Here is a 17050-nt window from a genome sequence, read left to right as displayed (position 1 = left end):
CAGAAGCCCTGGAGCGCGGAGACCCGCCTATCCCTTGAGCCAGGTGCAGTCCGCCACGGAGTACAGAGGCACGAACGGCAGCAGAATGGGCGTGCGACGCACATAGGCCTGGTACTCCGGGTCCGAGCCATAATTGCGGTTCTGGCGGAGCTCCAGTCGGCGCGCGCCGCCAAACATCACGTACACAATCGCCACGTACCCACCAATGGCCGCAAGCCACTGCCACGGACCCGCGAGTGCCGTGAGGCCAGACACGAGGACGCCGGTCCACGTGAGGACCTCACCCAGGTAGTTGGGGCACCGAACGAACGAGAAAAGGCCCTCGTCACAGAAGCGGTGCGGGTTGCGGCGCTTCTGCGCCGTCTTTTGGAGGTCAGCCGCGGACTCCAGCACGATGCCACCTACCATGATGAAGGCGCCCACGACGGCGCAGGCGTCTGCGGGTGTCCCGTTGGCAAGTCGGAAGTAGATTGGCGCGGCTTCGCACGCATACAACAGCGCGCACGACCCCCACACGAGTATCTGCACAGGAAGCCCCAAGCCCGACCCATCGTTAACCTGCGTCTTCATGACCTTGTTGTACGCCGCGCTGCGACGCTCGCGCACGAGCAGGTACCCGCCCAGCCTGAGCCCGTACGCCACGAGCAGGGCGCTCATGACGAGCGGGACCGTCGCATCAGCGCTGGCACCGGGGGCAAACATCACGAGCAGTGCCACGCCGATGGCAACCATCGAGAATCCGTATCCCAGCGAGATGAACCACACGAACTTGTGGAAGCCAATCGCACTGACGGCGAGTGCTATGCAGAACATGACCAAGAACCCCATGACATTCCCCCACCCAGCAACTTGGCGCCTCGCACCGACGGCGCACGTCTCTCTCCGCCCAATGATACGGTTGCGGTAACGTGAGTGCCAGACATCGGGAACGTACGAGGCACGGCACGCGAAGGCAGGAGTGACATGTCAGGGGATCGGCATGAACAGGGCGAGAAGGGCGAGGTGCCAGAGGGCTTCTCGCTCTCTCTGGCTTTGGCAGATGTGGTACCCGTAGCGCTCTTTGCCTCCTCGGCGTTTGTTGCGGCAGGGAGCATCGCTAGTCCTGCCTGGGCACTTGGGGCAATCCTCGTCACCGCTGGCGGTGTGGGGAAGGTCGCCTGGAAATTTTTGATGGCACTGGCGCACAAGAACGTGCCGGCCCTGAGCAGGCAGATGCGCTACGTGATGCCGGTGGGTTTCGCCCTGATGGTTGTGGGTGCCACATTGGATGCCGCAGGAACTCTGGACCTTCTTAGCTCACTGGGACGCATGCCCAGCCTGGCCCTTGTGGTGGCGTGGCTGGGCTGCATGCTGCTCATGGTGCGGTTCGCACGCAGGCGCGACCAGCTCGACGCCCGGGCAAACTGGGCCGAACAGGGCGTAAACGCAGTCGGACAGCTCACGTTGTTTGTTGCTCTGCTGCTAGCGTAACGGGGTCGCGCAAGAAGGTGGGCAGGGAACGGTGGACACGATGATCGACTACGAGGCTGCGGCAAGGCACTGAACCGACCGCGAGCACGATGCGAGGCGTATGCCAGCGAAGGTGCTACGCGAGCGGATAGAGGGGTTTCTCTCCTCGCATCGGGTGTGCGCGCTCGCGACGGCAAGCGCAGACGGTGGCCTGGTACGCAACACGCCCATTGAGTACGAGTGGTACGACGGGTCATTCTAGGTGCCGTCCTCATAAGACCCGAGCGATTTCCCTTAGCAACTTCGGACGCTTAGGGGCCCGTATGCGTCCGAAGCCGCTGCGACGGGTTGCAACGTTACGCAAATCGCCCCCCCACATTGCCGGCAAACGCTGGGACCGGCGAGCACGACAAGGCGAGGGGGCCGCCCGTGGGACGACCCCCTCCCTGAACACCGCTCTTCTCTCCCCCACCTACAGGAGCCTGAGCGAGACCTCCTTGAGCTGCTTGCCCGAGACCTCGCTGGGTGCGTCGCTCATGAGGTCGGAGCCAGAGCTGGTCTTGGGGAACGCCATGACCTCGCGGATGTTGTCCGCGCCGGCCAGCAGCATACACACGCGGTCGAGCCCAAGCGCGAAGCCGCCCATGGGAGGAGCGCCAAACTCCAGGGCATCCATGAGGAAGCCAAACTGGGCGTGCGCACGCTCGGGGGTGAAGCCCAGCTTCTCCAGAATCTTCTCCTGCAGCTTGGCATCGTGGATGCGCATGCCGCCGCCGCCCGCCTCGTAGCCGTCCATCACGAAGTCGTAGGTGTGGGAACCCATGGCGAGGGGGTCGGCTTCCAGGAGGTCCAGCTGGTCCTCGTTGGGCTGGGTGAAGGGCTGGTGCTCGGAGTCCAGGCACTTGCGATCCTCGTCCCAGTGGAACAGCGGGAAGTTGACGACCCAAAGGAAGTCGTGGCCCTGACGCGGGACATCGAGCGCATCTGCCATGTGGCAGCGCATGCCACCCAGGATCTGGTCCGCCTGCAGGCGGTCGGCGACGGCGAACATGACAAGGTCGCCGGGTTCGACCTCCATCTCGGAGCGCAGGGCGGCCATCTCGTCGTCGGAGAAGAACTTGACGATGGGGCTGGTCACGGAACCATCCTCGCGGAAGGCGATGTAGGCCAGGCCCTTGGCGCCAAACTCGGCGGCGACGTCGGCAAGGCGGTCGATCTTGGCGCGGGGCCACTTGCCTGCACCCTTGGCGTTAATGGCCTTGACGTACTGGCCCTCGGTGGCGGCAGCGCTCGCGAACAGCTTGAACTTGGAGTTTGAGAAGATCGACGTCACGTCGTGCAGGGTCATGCCATACCGGGTGTCAGGCTTGTCGATGCCATAGGTGTCCATGGCGTCCCAGTAGTTGATGCGGCGCAGGGGAAGCTCGAGCTTCACGCCCATCTTGGCGAAGGCGTCGGCAAGCACCTCCTCCAGCTCGCCCATGACGTCGTCCTGCGAGACGAAGCTCATCTCCACGTCCACCTGGGTGAACTCGGGCTGGCGGTCCTTGCGCAGGTCCTCGTCGCGGAAGCACTTGGCAACCTGGTAGTAGCGCTCGACGCCGCCCACCATGAGAAGCTCCTTCAGGAGCTGGGGCGACTGCGGGAGCGCGTAGAAGTGACCGGGCTGCATGCGGCTGGGAACCAGGAAGTCGCGGGCGCCCTCGGGCGTGCTCTTGAAGAGCGAGGGGGTCTCGACCTCCATGAAGGCGCGCTTGTGGAACGCCTCGCGCAGGGCGAAGGTGAAGTCGGAGCGCATCTTGAGGTTCTGGGCCATCTTGGGGCGACGCAGGTCGAGGTAGCGATAGCGCAGGCGCACGTCCTCGGCAGTGTCCAGGTGGTCCTCGATCTGGAACGGAGGCGTCTTGCTGGTGTTGAGCACCACGATCTTGGTCACGTACACCTCGATGGCGCCCGTCGCCAGCTTCTCGTTGTCCTGCCCCTCGGGGCGCTCGCGCACAGTGCCGCTCACCTGGATGGGCCACTCGGAGCGGATGGTCTCCGCCTCGTGGAAGGTGCCCTCGTCGCAGACCTCCGGGTCAAACTCCAGCTGGGTCACGCCGGTGCGGTCGCGCAGGTCGACGAAGATGAGGCCACCGTGATCGCGGCGGTGCCACACCCAGCCGGTCAGCGTGACCTCCTCGCCAATGTTGGACTCGCGGAGCTCGCCGCAAGTGTGGGTGTGCATGGAGTGCTGGGCCATAGTGTTCCTCTCGTCTCCTCCGCCCCGTGCCGTGACGGGCGGACCTGCAGATGACGGCACGCCTGCGTAGACGGCGGAGGCGCGCGCGGGTTCACATAATAGCAGCGTCGGGACATTAGGATGGCAGCGCTCGAGATATGCAGACTGCGGAAACCTTCCCGACACGAGTGGGGCGACGTGCGCCGTGGTGCTAGGCTCGTGGCTGGTGGCATGACGCCGCCAGCTGGACGAGGCAAGGGGAGAGGAACATGGCATACCGGGCTGCGATCTTCGACTTGGACGGGACGCTCCTCAACACCCTGGACGACCTCGCCGCGGCAGACAACTACGCCCTGGCCCAGATGGGCATGCCAGCCCGCAGCCGCGAGGAGGTCCGTGCCTTCCTGGGCAACGGCACCCGCGCGCTCATGCACCTCTCGGTGCCCGAGGGAACTGACGCCGCGACGGAGGAGCGCGCCTTCGAGGTGTTCACTCACCGCTACAACGCGCACCATGCGGATTCGACCGCCCCCTACCCCGGCATCGTCGGACTGGTGCGGGACCTGCGAAACGCGGGGATGCCCCGAGCCGTGGTCTCCAACAAGCCCGACGGGGACGTTCAGGCCCTCATCGCCTCATACTTTCCCGGTCTCTTCGACGCGGTCGTGGGCCAGCGCGACGACGTGCGGCGCAAGCCGGCGCCCGACTCCCTCCTCGCCGTCATGCGCGAGCTTAGCCTCTCGCCCAGGGACGTGGTGTACGTGGGCGACTCGGAGGTGGACGTGCAGACCGCGGCGAATGCCGGAACCGACTGCGTCATCGTGAGCTGGGGCTTCCGCGACGTTCCGTTTCTGCGCGAACACGGGGCAGAGGTCATCGTGAGCACACCCGACGAGCTTCGGACCGCCATCCTGGGCGCGGGAGGCCAGCGCTAGGCGAGCACCAGACAAAGTAATCCATGCCTGGACTAGCGCGGCTAGGCATCGCGCAACGAAAATCCGCACGGAGCCCCGGGGCACCACCGCAGGCACGCCCACTCTCAGCCCACGCTTAGAACCCAACCGACACCGGCGCCAACGCCCTAGAGCCCTGCTAGGGAAATCACGGCCGCGGCAGGCGACCAGACAGGCTCGCGCAGAAAGCCTGCTGAGAAAAGACGACCTGTGGCAATCGACCCTCGCCACCATTTGCCACAAGTCTCATTTTATCAGCGGATTCTCGCCCCGGCAGCCCAGCAGCCCGCTTCCGATTGCCACAACTCAAGTTTTCCCGGCAGGTCCCTTGTCGTATTGGCCCCCGGATTGCCACAACTCCACTTTTCTCAGCAGGTCCCCCGGCGGGCGGCTCATCGCGGCGCGACGCGCCACGGTCTCGCGCCAAAGGGACACGATTCCCTCCCCCAGGGACCGCGATGCCCAAGAACCTGGCGCATCTGTTCCCGCTTTTGGCGACTCGGTTTCACTCGTTTCGGCAAATGGCTCGCGCTCCCCCACCCACATGGGAGTTCGCTACGCTTGCCTAAACGGGACGCCGCGATTGTATGTGGCCGGTTAGACGGCGGTAAGATTCCCGTTGAGCAGCAAGGAAGGCAAGCCCTTCGAGAAAGGACGCGACATGGGAAAGAAAGCGGCCGAGGCACTCGAGATAAACTACGACGAGTTGGCCGACTACCTGCACAAGAACCACTCGGTCTACATGAAGGTCGACGACGACGTCTACTACCTGACCGACGTGAACTTTGAGGCCTGGCGCGCCCAGGACACCAGTCGGCGCAACTCCAAGAACCACTTCGTGGACTGCAGCGACCTCGTAAGCACCGTGGACGAGTTCCTCGCGCTCCCCTTTGTCAACGGCCACACCATCAAGGATGTGTTTGACCACGCGACGTTCTATCCCTCGATGAAGGGCGTCAAGGAGCCGTAGGGCGATCCCATCTCATGGCAGACGACTCGGGACGGGTCGGGAGCAATCCCGACCCGTCTTGCCATCGCGGGCGAGAGGAGCGGGACTACTGTTCTGACACCACCCCCGCCGGCATGGCGCGGACCGCCGCCCAGACGGCCCGCGCCTCTCCACGGGCCCTACTCCTTTGGCTGCTCCGTAGGGACCGAGGCCTCGATGGTCTCCTCCACCTCGTGGTCCAGGTCTCCCTTGCCAAAGCCCTGCGACAGCATGGGGATGAGCATGCGGTACGAGTCCTCGGTGGCGTTGTTGCGAGGGGAGCGCTTGGCGTAGCGCTTGACCGCGGCGGCCGACTTCTTGATGGCGACGAGGGTACCCGCGCCCGCCACGCAGCCGCCCGGGCATGCCATGCCCTCGAGAAGGTAGCCGGGGTACTTCCCCTTGGTGGCGTCGCGCATCATCTTGCGACAGTCCTCGAGCCCCTCGGCGTTGGCCACGTTGACCTCGCGGTCGGGATAGCGCCGGTGGATGGCGTTGACCACCGCGTTGGCGACGCCGCCCGCCACGGCAAAGCCCCTGCCGTCGGCGCTCGCCACGTCGAAGTCGCTCTTGTTGTCGTCCTCCAGGCTAAGGTAGTCGATGCCGCGGGCATCCATCATGCCCGCCATCTCCTCGAAGGTCAGGACAAAGTCGACCTCGCTGCGAACGCTGCGACGCATGGCCTCGAGCTTCTTGGCGGCGCAGGGCCCCACGAACACGATCTTTGCCTTGGGGTGCTGCGTGCGGATCATGCGGGCCGTGAGCGTCATGGGCGTGAGCGCCATGCTGATGCAGTCCGCGTACTTGGGAAACTCCTTCTTGGCCATGACCGACCAGGCAGGGCAGCACGACGTCCCCATGAACGGCAGCTTGTCGGGCACCTCCTCCAAGAAGTCCTCCGCCTCCTGCACCGTGCACAGGTCGGCACCCAGGGCAACTTCCTCAACGCCGGAGAAACCCAGCTCCTTGAACGCCTCGCGAAGCTTGCCCACGTTGCCCTTTCCGCCAAACTGGCCCACGAACGCGGGCGCCACCGCGGCGATGACCTCCTCGCCCGCCAGGATGGACCAGATGACCTGGGCTATCTGGCTCTTGTCGGCTATGGCGCCAAACGGGCAGTTGACCAGGCACTGGCCGCAGCTCACGCACTTCTCGTAGTCGATCTGAGCGCGCCCGTGCTCGTCGGAGCCGATGGCGTGCATGCCGCAGGCAGCCGCGCAGGGGCGCACGTGGTGGTGGATGGCCTGGTAGGGGCAGGTCTTTGCGCACATACCGCAGTGGATGCACAGGTCCTGGTCAATGTGGGCGTGCTTGTCCACGAAGGTGATGGCCTTCTTGGGACAGATCTCGCGGCACGGGTGGGCCAGACATCCCTGACAGGTGTTGGTGACCTCGTATACGTTGTCCTTGCAGGCGTTGCACGCAAACTTGATTACGTTGACCAGCGGAGGCTCGTAGTACGAGAGGTCACCCGTCTGGGTGAAGCCCTCCGAGATGCGCGTGGGCCCGTCGACCCCCTGGAGGGGCAGCCCCATGGCAAGGCGGATCCTCTCGGCGATGATGGCCCTTTCGAGGAACACGCTCTCGCGATAGGTGGCGACGTCTCCCGGCAGGATCTTGAACGGGAGCTCGTCAAACCGCTTGTCCAGGTCGGCATCGGTCTGGGTTGGGTCGTCTCCCATCGAGTAGCAGACCTTTGCGACCTCCCTGAAGACGTCACGACGGATCTTGGTCAGGTTGGTGTACACGCCACGCATGGTGTCAGACATATCGCGCTTCCCCTATCCTCTCCTCGGCCGATGGCCGACCCACCCCACAGTATGAGCCTTGTGGGGCCCTACGTGGCCCCTCCCTCCCACAGGCCCGGGCAGTCTGGGAACGCATCCAGGAACCTCTGGGGGAACTCAGTGCGCACGAGCAGGTGCTCGCCGGTCACGGGGTGGTCGAACTCCTCCTCAAGGGCGTGGAGCATGAGGGTCTGCCCGCGCCGGCCCCTGAGTGCGGGCCTGCCGTACAGCCGGTCCCCCGCGATGGGGAACCCCAGGTGGGCCAGGTGGACCCTGATCTGGTGGCGGCGGCCGGTGAGAAGCTCAACGCGCACGAGCGTTTGACCCCCCGCCACCGCGAGCGGCGTCACCACGGTCTGCGACGGCTTGCCGGTGCGGGAGACCCGCATGAGCCGGGCGTCGTGGCGGTCGCGTCCCAACGGGAGCGAGATGGTGCGCGTGCCCCGAGGGAGTCTCCCCTCCACCACTGCAAGGTAGCGCTTGCCCATCTGGTGCCCCGCCACAAGCGCGTCGAAGGCGGGCTGCGTGGAGGGATCGAGCGAGAGGAGCACGAGCCCCGAGGTATCGACGTCCAGCCGCTGGAGCGCCTGTGGGCGCGTGGCTGCATCCCCCTCCCCCCGCAGCAGGTCGGTGACGCGGTCCGTGAGGGTTGGTGCGCCGGTGCCGTCGCCGTGCACGAGGAGACCCTGCGGCTTGTCGGCTGCCAACACCCAGCGGTCACGGTAGGTGACCCTCACCGAGCTCATGCTTGTCCCCCCTGCTCGCGAGCCCCGGCGTCGGGAGCGACGACCCTCTCGCCCCAGGGGGCCGGCCCCTCCTCGCTGCGGGCGAGCTGCGAGAGGAGGAGCCGGTAGAACGCCTCGACCACGCTCCACACGTGCTTGGAGTCGCGCCAGGCGGCGCAGATGGGGATGGACCCCTGGGGGCCCAAGTCGACGCAGCGCAGGGTCTGCCCGCCCTCCTCGCGCGCCGCGGCCTGGGCGAGGTCGAGCGGGACAAAGCAGGCACCCACGCCGCGGATGGCGAGGTCGACCAGGGTTTCTGAGTTGGAGGACTGCACGCGCTCCCAGGGCTTGACCCCGCTGTGCTCCAGCAGCCGTCGTGCCAGGTCGCCGGGCTCGTCGCCCTGCCCCAGCATCATGAACGGGCACGATGCGAGCGGGGCGAGCGACCCCTCGCGGGCCACCGACGCCACGACCTCCTCCGCGCGGTCGCCGTACAGCCTTGCCAGGAGCTCGTTGGAGAGGAGCAGGACCACCCTGTCGGTGTACAGGCGGTGGACCACCAGGCCGGGCTCGTCTTCCGCCACCGTCGCGATTGCGATGTCGATGCGACCCTCTTTGAGGTCGGTCACGAGCTCTCGGTTCTCGCCCTCGTGCAGGAGGACGTTGATCCCGGGGTGGGCGGCCTGAAACTCGGCGACGGCACGCGGCATGATCATGTGCCCGCGCGTGCTGGCCACGCCCACGCCCAGAAGGCCGCGCTCGTCTCCCGCTATGTCCTGGAACTCCTGGCGCATGGAGCGCTCCTGCGCCTGAAAGCTGCGCGCGTAGCCCAGGAACACGTTGCCCGCGTAGGTGAGCGTGAGGGGCACCTTGCGGTTGACCAGGCGCACGCCCAGCTCTCGCTCCACCCCGGCAATGTGCGCCGAGAGGGTCTGCTGCGTCACCGAGAGCCGCTCGGCGGCCTTGGTGAAGCTCCTCTCCTCCGCCACCGCCACGAAGTAGTCCATGGTGGTGAAGTTCATGGCATCCCCTCTCCCCATGACGGTCACGGTGCCCCCGACGCAGGGCGTGAGGCACGACCGATGCACATGCGACACCGATTGTTCCAGCACAAATACAAACTGTTTCGCATACCGAATATAACAGTTGGACTCAAGGTTTTGAGGGGGATAGTCTTCTTTCTGCAAAAGGAGGTACGCGCGCGGGTGCGCCCGCGCCGCCAGGTGGGAAGACGACGCACGGGCGTGCGGAAGGAGCTGGGAACTCATGGTAGAGACGTTGGTGCTCGTCACCTTTGCGGCGGCGCTGGTGATAGGCATCGTGGCGGGCATCCCGCTGCTCGCGATCCTGATTGGGGGCTTCTTCCTCTTTGCGGGCTATGGCCTGTACCGCGGCAACTCCGTGCGTTCCGTCCTGTCCATGGCGGGAGAGGGTCTTCGCACCATCGGCTCGGTGCTCATGCTGTTCGTGATCATCGGCATGCTAACCGCCTCGTGGCGCGCTGCCGGGACCATCCCCGCCATCACCTGCTGGAGCACCAGGCTCGTGAGCCCACCAACGCTCGTGCTGCTCTCGTTCGTGCTCTGCGCCATGATGTCGTTCATCACCGGCAGCTCGTTTGCCGCCGCCGCGACCACCGGCGTCATCTGCGTGACCATAGGCACCGCCATGCACGTGAACCCGGCCCTGCTGGGTGGCGCGGTCATGAGCGGCTGCTTCTTTGGCGACCGCTGCTCCCCGCTCTCCAGCGCCGCCGCGCTCGTGGCGACCCTCACCCGCACCCAGGTGCTCGACAACGTCAAGCGCATGTTCCGCAGCGCCTTCATCCCCGTTGCGTTGTGCCTCGTGCTGTACGCCGTCCTGGGCGTCTCGCAGGCAAGCCCCATCGCGCTCCCGGACTTCGAGTCGCTGTTTGCCCACACCTTCGACCTCTCGTGGTACGTGTTCCTTCCCATCGCGATCGTGCTGGTGCTCTCGCTCCTCAAGGTCAGCGTGAAGAAGACCATGCTTGCCAGCCTTGCCTGCGCCCTCGTCCTGTGCGTCACGGTGCAGCACATCCCCCTGGCCCAGATTCCCTACATGCTGGCCTTTGGCTTCAGCACCCACAACGAGGCGATCGCCCGCATGGTCAACGGGGGCGGCATCGTCTCGATGCTCGACATCGTCCTCATCGTAGGCGTCGCCTCCACGTACTCGGGCATCTTCGAGGGGACCGGACTCCTGCTGGGGCTGCGTGACTACGTCAACAAGGTGGCTCGCAACTTCACCCCGTTCGTGAGCGTGCTCGCCACCAGCATCGCCACCTGCACCATCGCGTGCGACCAGGTCGTGGCCCTCATGCTGACCTCGCAGCTGTGCGACCAGACCGAGCGCGACGGCAGCGCCCTCGCCCTCGACCTGGAGAACAGCGCGGCCATCATCCCGGCGCTCATCCCCTGGTCCACCTCGTGCATCGGGATCATCGCGTTCCTCGGCCTGCCCACGTCGAGCGTGCTTTTCACGTTCCTGTGCTGGCTCATCCCGCTTTGGACGCTGGCGCTCTCCGCCTGGGAGCACCGCCACCCCGAGTTCGTGGACACCGCCTTCGCCCGCGCCATGGGGCTGGATGCCAGGGACGACGTCCGTCGCTTTCACCCCGACCACACCAGCAGCCTCCCGCTCCGCCCGGCGGCATAACGCCCGACGCGGGTAGCCCAGGACGAGTCGCCTAATACACGAGGCCCGGCCACTCCCGATGGGAGGGCCGGGCCTCGTCGTTTTTGGGGTGAGGAGCTCTCGATGCCGGCGGAGAGGGGAGCAGCAACGTGGGCGGCGTCCCTCTCCCCTGCCGTCGCCTAGGCCAGACGCGACCTCACGGCATCCACCAGGCCGTCCATGGGAACCTGCTCCTGCTCGTGCGTCTGCATGTCGCGCAGGGTCGCCACCCCGGAGGCTATCTCCTCGGACCCCAGGACCACGCACAGGCGCGCCTTGTGGCGGTCGGCCTGCTTGAACTGGCTCTTGAGCGAACGGCCCTGGTAGTCGGCCTCGGTGCGGATGCCCGCCTGGCGAAGGGCGAGCGTTGCCGAGAACGCCGCGTCCCTCTCCGCCGCGGAGGTGCAGGCAACGTACACGCATCCCGGCTCCTCGCCGTCCAGGTCGACACCAAGGCTCTTGAGGGCCAGGTACATGCGCTCGAAGCCGACCGCGAAGCCGATACCCGGGGTGGGCTTGCCGCCCTCGAGCTCCATCAGACCGTCGTAGCGGCCACCGCCACCGATGGCACCCACGCCTGCGTCGGCGACCTCGACCTCAAAGACCGTGCGGGTGTAGTAGTCGAGCCCGCGCACGAGGGTGGGATCCTCCACGTAGGAGATGCCCGCCTCGTCCAGGTAAGCCTTGACCTTGGCGTAGTGGGCGGCGCATTCGTCGCACAGGTTGTCCTTTGCGAGCGGCGCGTCGGCCATTACCTCGCGGCAGTGGTCGTTCTTGCAGTCGAAGGAGCGCAGGGGGTTGATCTCGGCGCGCTCCAGACAGTCCTCGCACATCTCGTCACGGTGGGCCAGAATGAAGTCGCGGACCTTCTCGCGGTAGGCGGGACGGCAGGCGGCGTCGCCCATCGAGTTAATGCGGAGCGTCAGCCTGTCGGCGGGGAAGCCCATGCGCTTGTAGAACTCCATGAGCATGATGATGCACTCGGCGTCCGCCGCCGGGTCGGGTGCGCCCAGCCACTCGACGCCCACCTGGTGGAACTGGCGCAGGCGACCCTTCTGCGGGCGCTCCCCGCGGAACATCGCCTCTGCATACCACATCTTGACCGGCGCACCACCCTGGGGGACGAAGTTGTTCTCGACCGCGGCGCGGACCACGCCCGCGGTTCCCTCGGGGCGCATTGCCATTCGCTGCTTTGCCTTGAGGCCACTCTCGGTGCCCGCCTCGAGGAGGCGGTCCATCAGGGCACCCGAGAACACGCGGAACATCTCCTTGCGAACGACGTCCGTGGACTCCCCGATGCCGTGCACGAAGGTGTCCACCTGCTCGATGGCGGGGGTCTCGATCATGTCGAAGCCGTACGCGCCAAACAGGTCGCGCGCCACGTCCTGCATGCGCTGCCATGCGCGCATGTAGCCGCCAAACAGGTCCTCGGTCCCCTGGATCTTCTGTGCCATGCTCTGTCTCGCTTTCCCGCGCCTTCAGCGCGTCCCTTGGCCGCGGCCACGAGCGGTGCGCGTCGCGCAGCGCCTTCCACGGCCATCGCTGGGCAGTATACGCCTGGCGTCGCGCACATCGGTGCGGCGCGTGCGGGGTGGTGGGGGCTCCGCGGTTGGGTTTGGGACTCCTCGCGGGTGAGGGTGCTGATCGCCCGCAGCCGAAGCCTTCTTGGTGTGGGAGCTCCTCGAACGCTCCCTCCGGTATCTATCCAATTCGCAAGCGACCACTCTCGTCAGGCAATTGAGGAAAAGGACTCGCGGGGGATGCCAGAGGGATCCTTTGAAGACAGTCCGCCTTCTTCCCGGCCAGCCTGGCAACGACGTCAGGCAAACGTCCCCATGAGTGCAGGGAAGTACTTCAAGGTCAAGGAGGAAGGCACGCACGTGGCCGCCGCCCCTTCACCTTGACCGAGGGGCGCAATCTCAGTGGCAGCAAAGTCCCGATGTGAGCGGTCTGGGGAGGACGGCCGTCGACGAGCCCCCGTAAAGTCCGCGCGTTTGCCCAGGTAGCGCAGACGTCCATCCGCAGTTGACTCCCTTCCATGGCAACGGGAGCCCGTAGTGAGTGCTCACGTCGGGAGTTTGCCGCCATTGCTGGAGCCATTTCCGTCAGACAGCCGGTGAAACGCAAGATCATCCACGGGCGAGAAACGCGGAAGGCACTCACTTCTGGAGTTTGCTGCCCAGCCCATCGCCCAGTCGTGGTCCCCTGCTGCGGAAGAGCGAGCCATGGCAATCTCGGGAGGTATCCCCGAGAGCCTTCAGGACTACACCTACTGAGGAATCTCGAGTTGTGGCAATCGGTGAGGTCTGGCAAGCCATATCCGCTGAGAAAAAACGGAGCCGTGGCAGCGATTCGAGGTAGCGCTCATGGACAAAGCCCGACTTTCCCCAGTCGAGACGGCTTTAGATTGCCACAGGTCGCATTTCCTCAGCACCCCTCGCCGAAGGGACCGTCCGGCGACCTGCAAGGCGCTTTTCGACCCCCTACTTCCCCTTGCCGTGGCCCTTCGACTTGCCCTTGTGACCCTTGCCCTTCTTGCGGTCCTTGCCCTTGCCGCCGCTCTTCGACTTGTCCTTTTCCCTCTTGCCCTTGCTCTCCCTGCCGTCACGCTCGGCGACCCCATCAGCACCGCCAGGGAGGTTGGGGTCCGACAGTTCGGGATTCCAGGCACGATGCACGAGCGCACTCACGCCGCCCCACGGCAGCTCCATGTCGAGCCAGAAGCTCAGCTGCACCAGGTAGCGCTGAACCGCGCGCGTGAGCGCATAGAACTCGGCAAACGACACGACCTCGCCGTATGCTGCCGCCGCCTCCTCAAGCAGCTCGGAGACGTGCGCCATATGCGCCGAGTCCCTGAAGATGGGCGAGAAGAACCTCAGCTCCCGGGCAGCGACCGCCCGCAGCGTGCGCACGCTCCCCTCACGCTCGTATGCCATCCCCAACAGCACGCGCAGGAAGTCGGCGAGCGTGACGGCCTCGCCCCAGGCATACGCCCACACCCCAAACTCGCGCCCCGTCTGGGCGTTGCGCTCCACCATGCGGTCGATCTCGCCTGGTCGCTTGAGCCAGATGGCCTCGAGCTCGTCCTCGAGCACCCTGACCTCAAGCGTCTTGGGGGCGGGCAGCGGGAACAGCCGCTCCGGCGCCGGCAGGGCGCACGGCTCGTCCCCGGGGGCATCGCTCACGACCTCGACCTCCACCGTGATGGGCTGCTCGTGCCACGCGCGCTCGGCAAGCCGCTGGAAGGCAGGGAGGTCCTCCTCCCTCACCTGCGCGAACTTTGCCCCCGGCCCAAACTGCTCCATCCTGCGCGTGAACACGCACACCGAGCTCCAGTCGTTGTAGAACGTCACATCCCCGGGCTCGGTCTCTGCCTGGACGTTCTGCTCGCCCCAGTAGTCCGCGACGGGCGTGTTGAAGGTCATCTCCCCATAGCACACGTTCGCGGCAAAGAGCACCGTCCTAAAGCGCCCGGCACGCTCCATCTCGATGCAGGCGAGGGGCGCCTCCTTGGTCAGGAGGTCCGCGTACAGCTCCGTTCCGTCCACGGTGAGCCTGAGTCGCTTTGTCATCAGTGCCTCCCTTGCGCGGGGACGGGCGACCACGCACCCTCCCCACCCCAGTATCCGCAGGCCAATGGGGACCAACCGATGCCGATGCTAGCATCCGGGCGCGAGGGACAGACTTCGTTTGCCCGGAGTTTGCAACTTGGAAAGCGGGTCTCTCCCCTCCCGATACGTGCTGGACATCTTTGCCACGGCGTCGTAAGGAGACGGGTTCCGATGCGTTACCAAGGAGCGCGGAATCGCCCCCATGCCCCAACGAACGTGGTAGCTTGGCCTCTGGACGACCCAGGGAGAGGGGAGCGACCATGGAGAGCCTCAAGCTATCAAACGGCACGATGATCCCCCAGGTGGGGTTTGGCACCTTCAAGATTCCTCGCGAGAGAACGCAGGAGGCGGTTGAGCAGGCCCTGGAGCAGGGCTACCGCCACATAGACGGTGCCGCGGCATACCTCAACGAGAGGGAGGTGGGCGCCGCTCTCCGGGCAACCGGCATGGCGGGCAAGGTGTTTGTGACCGCCAAGCTCCGCAATTGCGACCAGGGTCATGACCAGGCGCTACGTGCGTTCGAGGAATCAAGGGAGCGGCTTGGGGTGGACGTCGTCGACCTCTACCTCATCCATTGGCCGTGCCCGGCGCGCGACCTCTACGTTCAGACCTGGCGAGCCCTGGCGGAGCTTCGCGACGAGGGTGCGGTGCGCGAGATCGGCGTGTCCAACTTCCTGGTGGGGCACCTCCAGCGGCTGGTGCTCGAGACGGGTGTGGTCCCAGCGGTCGATCAGATCGAGTCTCACCCGCGCTTCTGGCAGCCCGAGGTCAGCGCCTGGTGCGGGGCGCACGATGTGGTGGTTGAAGCCTACCAGCCGCTCGGTCGCGGCCGCGACATCGAGTCCGCACCCGTCCGCGCGGCGGCGGAGGCACACGGTGTCACCTGTGCGCAGGTGGTGCTGCGCTGGCACGTGCAGTCGGGTCGCGTGGTGATCCCCAAGTCCGTGCACCCCGAGCGCATGAGGGAGAACCTCGACCTCTTTGGCTTCGAGCTCACCAATGCCGAGATGGACGCGATCTCGGCTCTCCACGACGACTCCCGTCGGCTGAGTGGAGACCCGCGCACCTTCGAGAGCCCGCAGGACGAAGCTGACATGCTCGCCCGAACCCTGAGCTAGAGCCCGCGAGGACTAGCTGCTGGCGATTCGCGCCCGGCGGGGCACCCCCAAGTTGCGAGCCTTCGAGGGGCTCGGCTTGGGGCCGTGTTCCAAGGCTTCAACCATGCCTCGCGTCTCGGGACGCGAGGCCTATCGTCCCACTCGCAGCGGGCACCCCCCGCCACAGGAGCAAAGGGGGAGCGACGGCCCGGCAGCCACGCCCCTCTCCCCTGCCCGCGAAGCATGCCGCCGCTACGCAACCCTCACGATGGACCCGTCCAGCCGCGAGGTCGAGTCCGTTTGGATGTCGATGTCCGCCTCCCCCGCCAGCACGACGGATCCGTGCACGACCGTCCCGTTGGTCAGCCTGAGAGTGGGGACCCCGGCTGCAACGTAGACGGCAGGTGCATGCTCGCTCGTGCTCTCGACGCCGCTCAGCTCGACCGCCACATCTCCTGCAAGCTCTGCAAGGCTCGCGTGGGAGAGCACCTGCGCCCCGCTGACGCGGATGCTCGAGCCCTCCCCCTCCGCGCGCAGGGCCGTGCCACCCGTTGCCTCGAGCGAGCCGCCGGTCATGATCACGCTCGCGCCATCCGCCGCCTGGAGTGCCGCGCAGCCGCTGCCCGACGCGTACGCTGACGCATCGCTCAGGGTCGCAGTGGTGCCGGAACCCGTTGCGCTCACCGCCACGCTCCTGACGCCGCGCGCCGATGCCGTGGAGCCCTCGCCAAGCGAGACGGACGAGGCCCCGTCCGCGGCAACCGCAACCACGTCGGCCCCGTCGCCAGGCGCCACCGAGACCACCGTCGAGCGCACCGCCGCCAGGCTCGTTCCCCCACTGACCTCGACCGCCGGGCTCTTGCCCATGGTCGACGTGATCACGGCGTCGGCAATCTGCCTCGTGCCCTCGGAGCCGGCGGTGGCGTTGGAGTCGGTCCCGTCGTCCTGCCCCTTGGGAGCGGTCGCGTCATCGGAGTCCTCGTCCCTCTCCTCCGAGACGTATGCCGCGGCAACCGAAAGGGACGCGGGCGTGCTGGTCTCGGCCTCTTCGCGCAGCGCCTCCACGTGGGTCTCAGCCGTCTGGGAGACCGTCGCGCCCATTGTCTGGCGACGCTGGTCGGTGGAGGAGAACGCCACGCCCCGGGAGCCCGTGCCGTCGTCGGATTCCGCCGACGAACCCTCGGTCGCGGTCGTCACATGCGCCGCGCCGACCGCGCCCTCACCCGACGAGCCAACATCCGTAGGGCCGTGCGCCGACGCCGCCGAGTCGGCCCCGTCAGAGTCAGCCGACGCCACAGCCGCTTGGCCGCCCGTCTCGTCGACCGCCAGTGCGTGCGTGGGATAGGTGCCGCCCAGGACCGCCGTGAGGGCAAAGCTTGCCGCCATGACGCAGACGGCCTTAGAGAGCGTGGATGTGTTTGCGGGAGACCTGCGCCACCAACGCACCGGCTCGGCGAGCGGATCGTCCCGAAACCCCTGTGTCGCACCTTCGTTCTGCATGAGAGCAACTCCCTTCGGGGGACGG

At 66.4% G+C, this 17050-nt stretch carries 14 protein-coding genes; 6 read left to right on the top strand and 8 right to left on the bottom strand.

What is annotated here, in order from left to right; translation table 11 throughout:
• Nucleotides 1-27: 27 nt before the first annotated feature.
• Nucleotides 28-828 carry a DUF1295 domain-containing protein gene (locus FYJ68_RS04945; protein ID WP_154434600.1) on the bottom strand — a complete coding sequence of 267 codons (801 nt, stop codon included), beginning with the start codon at nt 826-828 and terminating at the stop codon, nt 28-30.
• Between the two features lie 135 nt (nt 829-963).
• Between FYJ68_RS04945 and FYJ68_RS04940 the strand changes: the two genes are divergently transcribed.
• Together FYJ68_RS04940 and FYJ68_RS04935 are read left to right on the top strand one after the other, a co-directional pair.
• Nucleotides 964-1470 carry a hypothetical protein gene (locus FYJ68_RS04940; RefSeq protein ID WP_154434597.1) on the top strand — a complete coding sequence of 169 codons (507 nt, stop codon included), beginning with the start codon at nt 964-966 and terminating at the stop codon, nt 1468-1470.
• 100 nt (nt 1471-1570) lie between these two features.
• The gene (locus FYJ68_RS04935; protein ID WP_154434595.1) at nt 1571-1711 is read left to right on the top strand and encodes a hypothetical protein; all 141 of its coding nucleotides are present in this window, start codon (nt 1571-1573) and stop codon (nt 1709-1711) included.
• A gap of 210 nt (nt 1712-1921) precedes the next feature.
• Here the strand turns inward: FYJ68_RS04935 and aspS are convergent, their stop codons facing one another.
• The gene (aspS, locus tag FYJ68_RS04930; RefSeq protein WP_154434593.1) at nt 1922-3691 is read right to left on the bottom strand and encodes an aspartate--tRNA ligase; all 1770 of its coding nucleotides are present in this window, start codon (nt 3689-3691) and stop codon (nt 1922-1924) included.
• A gap of 248 nt (nt 3692-3939) precedes the next feature.
• On the opposite strand from aspS, the gene FYJ68_RS04925 reads away from it, so the two are divergent.
• Nucleotides 3940-4605 carry an HAD family hydrolase gene (locus tag FYJ68_RS04925; RefSeq protein ID WP_154434591.1) on the top strand — a complete coding sequence of 222 codons (666 nt, stop codon included), beginning with the start codon at nt 3940-3942 and terminating at the stop codon, nt 4603-4605.
• Nucleotides 4606-5284: 679 nt separating this feature from the next.
• Entirely contained in the window at nt 5285-5593 is a 309-nt protein-coding gene (locus tag FYJ68_RS04920; RefSeq protein WP_154434588.1) for a CDP-alcohol phosphatidyltransferase, read from the top strand.
• A 158-nt stretch (nt 5594-5751) separates the two neighbouring features.
• On the opposite strand, the gene FYJ68_RS04915 is transcribed toward FYJ68_RS04920, so the two are convergent.
• The 3 genes from FYJ68_RS04915 to FYJ68_RS04905 all read right to left on the bottom strand — a co-directional run bounded on the left by FYJ68_RS04915 (nt 5752) and on the right by FYJ68_RS04905 (nt 9145).
• Nucleotides 5752-7380, bottom strand: a complete 1629-nt coding sequence (locus tag FYJ68_RS04915) for a 4Fe-4S dicluster domain-containing protein (RefSeq protein WP_154434586.1) — start codon at nt 7378-7380, stop codon at nt 5752-5754.
• Between the two features lie 68 nt (nt 7381-7448).
• Complete coding sequence (locus FYJ68_RS04910) at nt 7449-8144, bottom strand: RluA family pseudouridine synthase (RefSeq protein ID WP_154434584.1); 696 nt, start codon at nt 8142-8144, stop codon at nt 7449-7451.
• Nucleotides 8141-9145 carry a LysR family transcriptional regulator gene (locus FYJ68_RS04905; RefSeq protein WP_195837725.1) on the bottom strand — a complete coding sequence of 335 codons (1005 nt, stop codon included), beginning with the start codon at nt 9143-9145 and terminating at the stop codon, nt 8141-8143. The genes FYJ68_RS04910 and FYJ68_RS04905 overlap by 4 nt, the downstream gene beginning before the upstream one ends.
• Nucleotides 9146-9389: 244 nt before the next feature.
• Between FYJ68_RS04905 and FYJ68_RS04900 the strand changes: the two genes are divergently transcribed.
• Nucleotides 9390-10799, top strand: coding sequence for a Na+/H+ antiporter NhaC family protein (locus tag FYJ68_RS04900; RefSeq protein WP_154434582.1), 1410 nt, complete (start codon nt 9390-9392; stop codon nt 10797-10799).
• Between the two features lie 158 nt (nt 10800-10957).
• Here the strand turns inward: FYJ68_RS04900 and hisS are convergent, their stop codons facing one another.
• Together hisS and FYJ68_RS04890 are read right to left on the bottom strand one after the other, a co-directional pair.
• Nucleotides 10958-12271: a histidine--tRNA ligase gene (gene hisS, locus FYJ68_RS04895; protein WP_154434580.1), complete on the bottom strand. Its 1314-nt coding sequence runs from the start codon at nt 12269-12271 to the stop codon at nt 10958-10960.
• Nucleotides 12272-13300: 1029 nt separating this feature from the next.
• Nucleotides 13301-14389, bottom strand: coding sequence for a hypothetical protein (locus FYJ68_RS04890; protein ID WP_154434578.1), 1089 nt, complete (start codon nt 14387-14389; stop codon nt 13301-13303).
• 299 nt (nt 14390-14688) lie between these two features.
• On the opposite strand from FYJ68_RS04890, the gene FYJ68_RS04885 reads away from it, so the two are divergent.
• Nucleotides 14689-15546 (top strand): aldo/keto reductase, encoded by an 858-nt coding sequence (locus FYJ68_RS04885; protein ID WP_154434576.1) that lies wholly within the window; start codon nt 14689-14691, stop codon nt 15544-15546.
• 231 nt (nt 15547-15777) lie between these two features.
• Here the strand turns inward: FYJ68_RS04885 and FYJ68_RS04880 are convergent, their stop codons facing one another.
• Nucleotides 15778-17025 (bottom strand): hypothetical protein, encoded by a 1248-nt coding sequence (locus FYJ68_RS04880; protein ID WP_154434574.1) that lies wholly within the window; start codon nt 17023-17025, stop codon nt 15778-15780.
• Between the last annotated feature and the right edge of the window lie 25 nt (nt 17026-17050).

This window comes from Olsenella porci (assembly GCF_009695875.1).
In the GTDB taxonomy this organism is placed as follows: domain Bacteria; phylum Actinomycetota; class Coriobacteriia; order Coriobacteriales; family Atopobiaceae; genus Olsenella_H; species Olsenella_H porci.
This window is presented reverse-complemented; position numbering and strand designations above follow the sequence as displayed.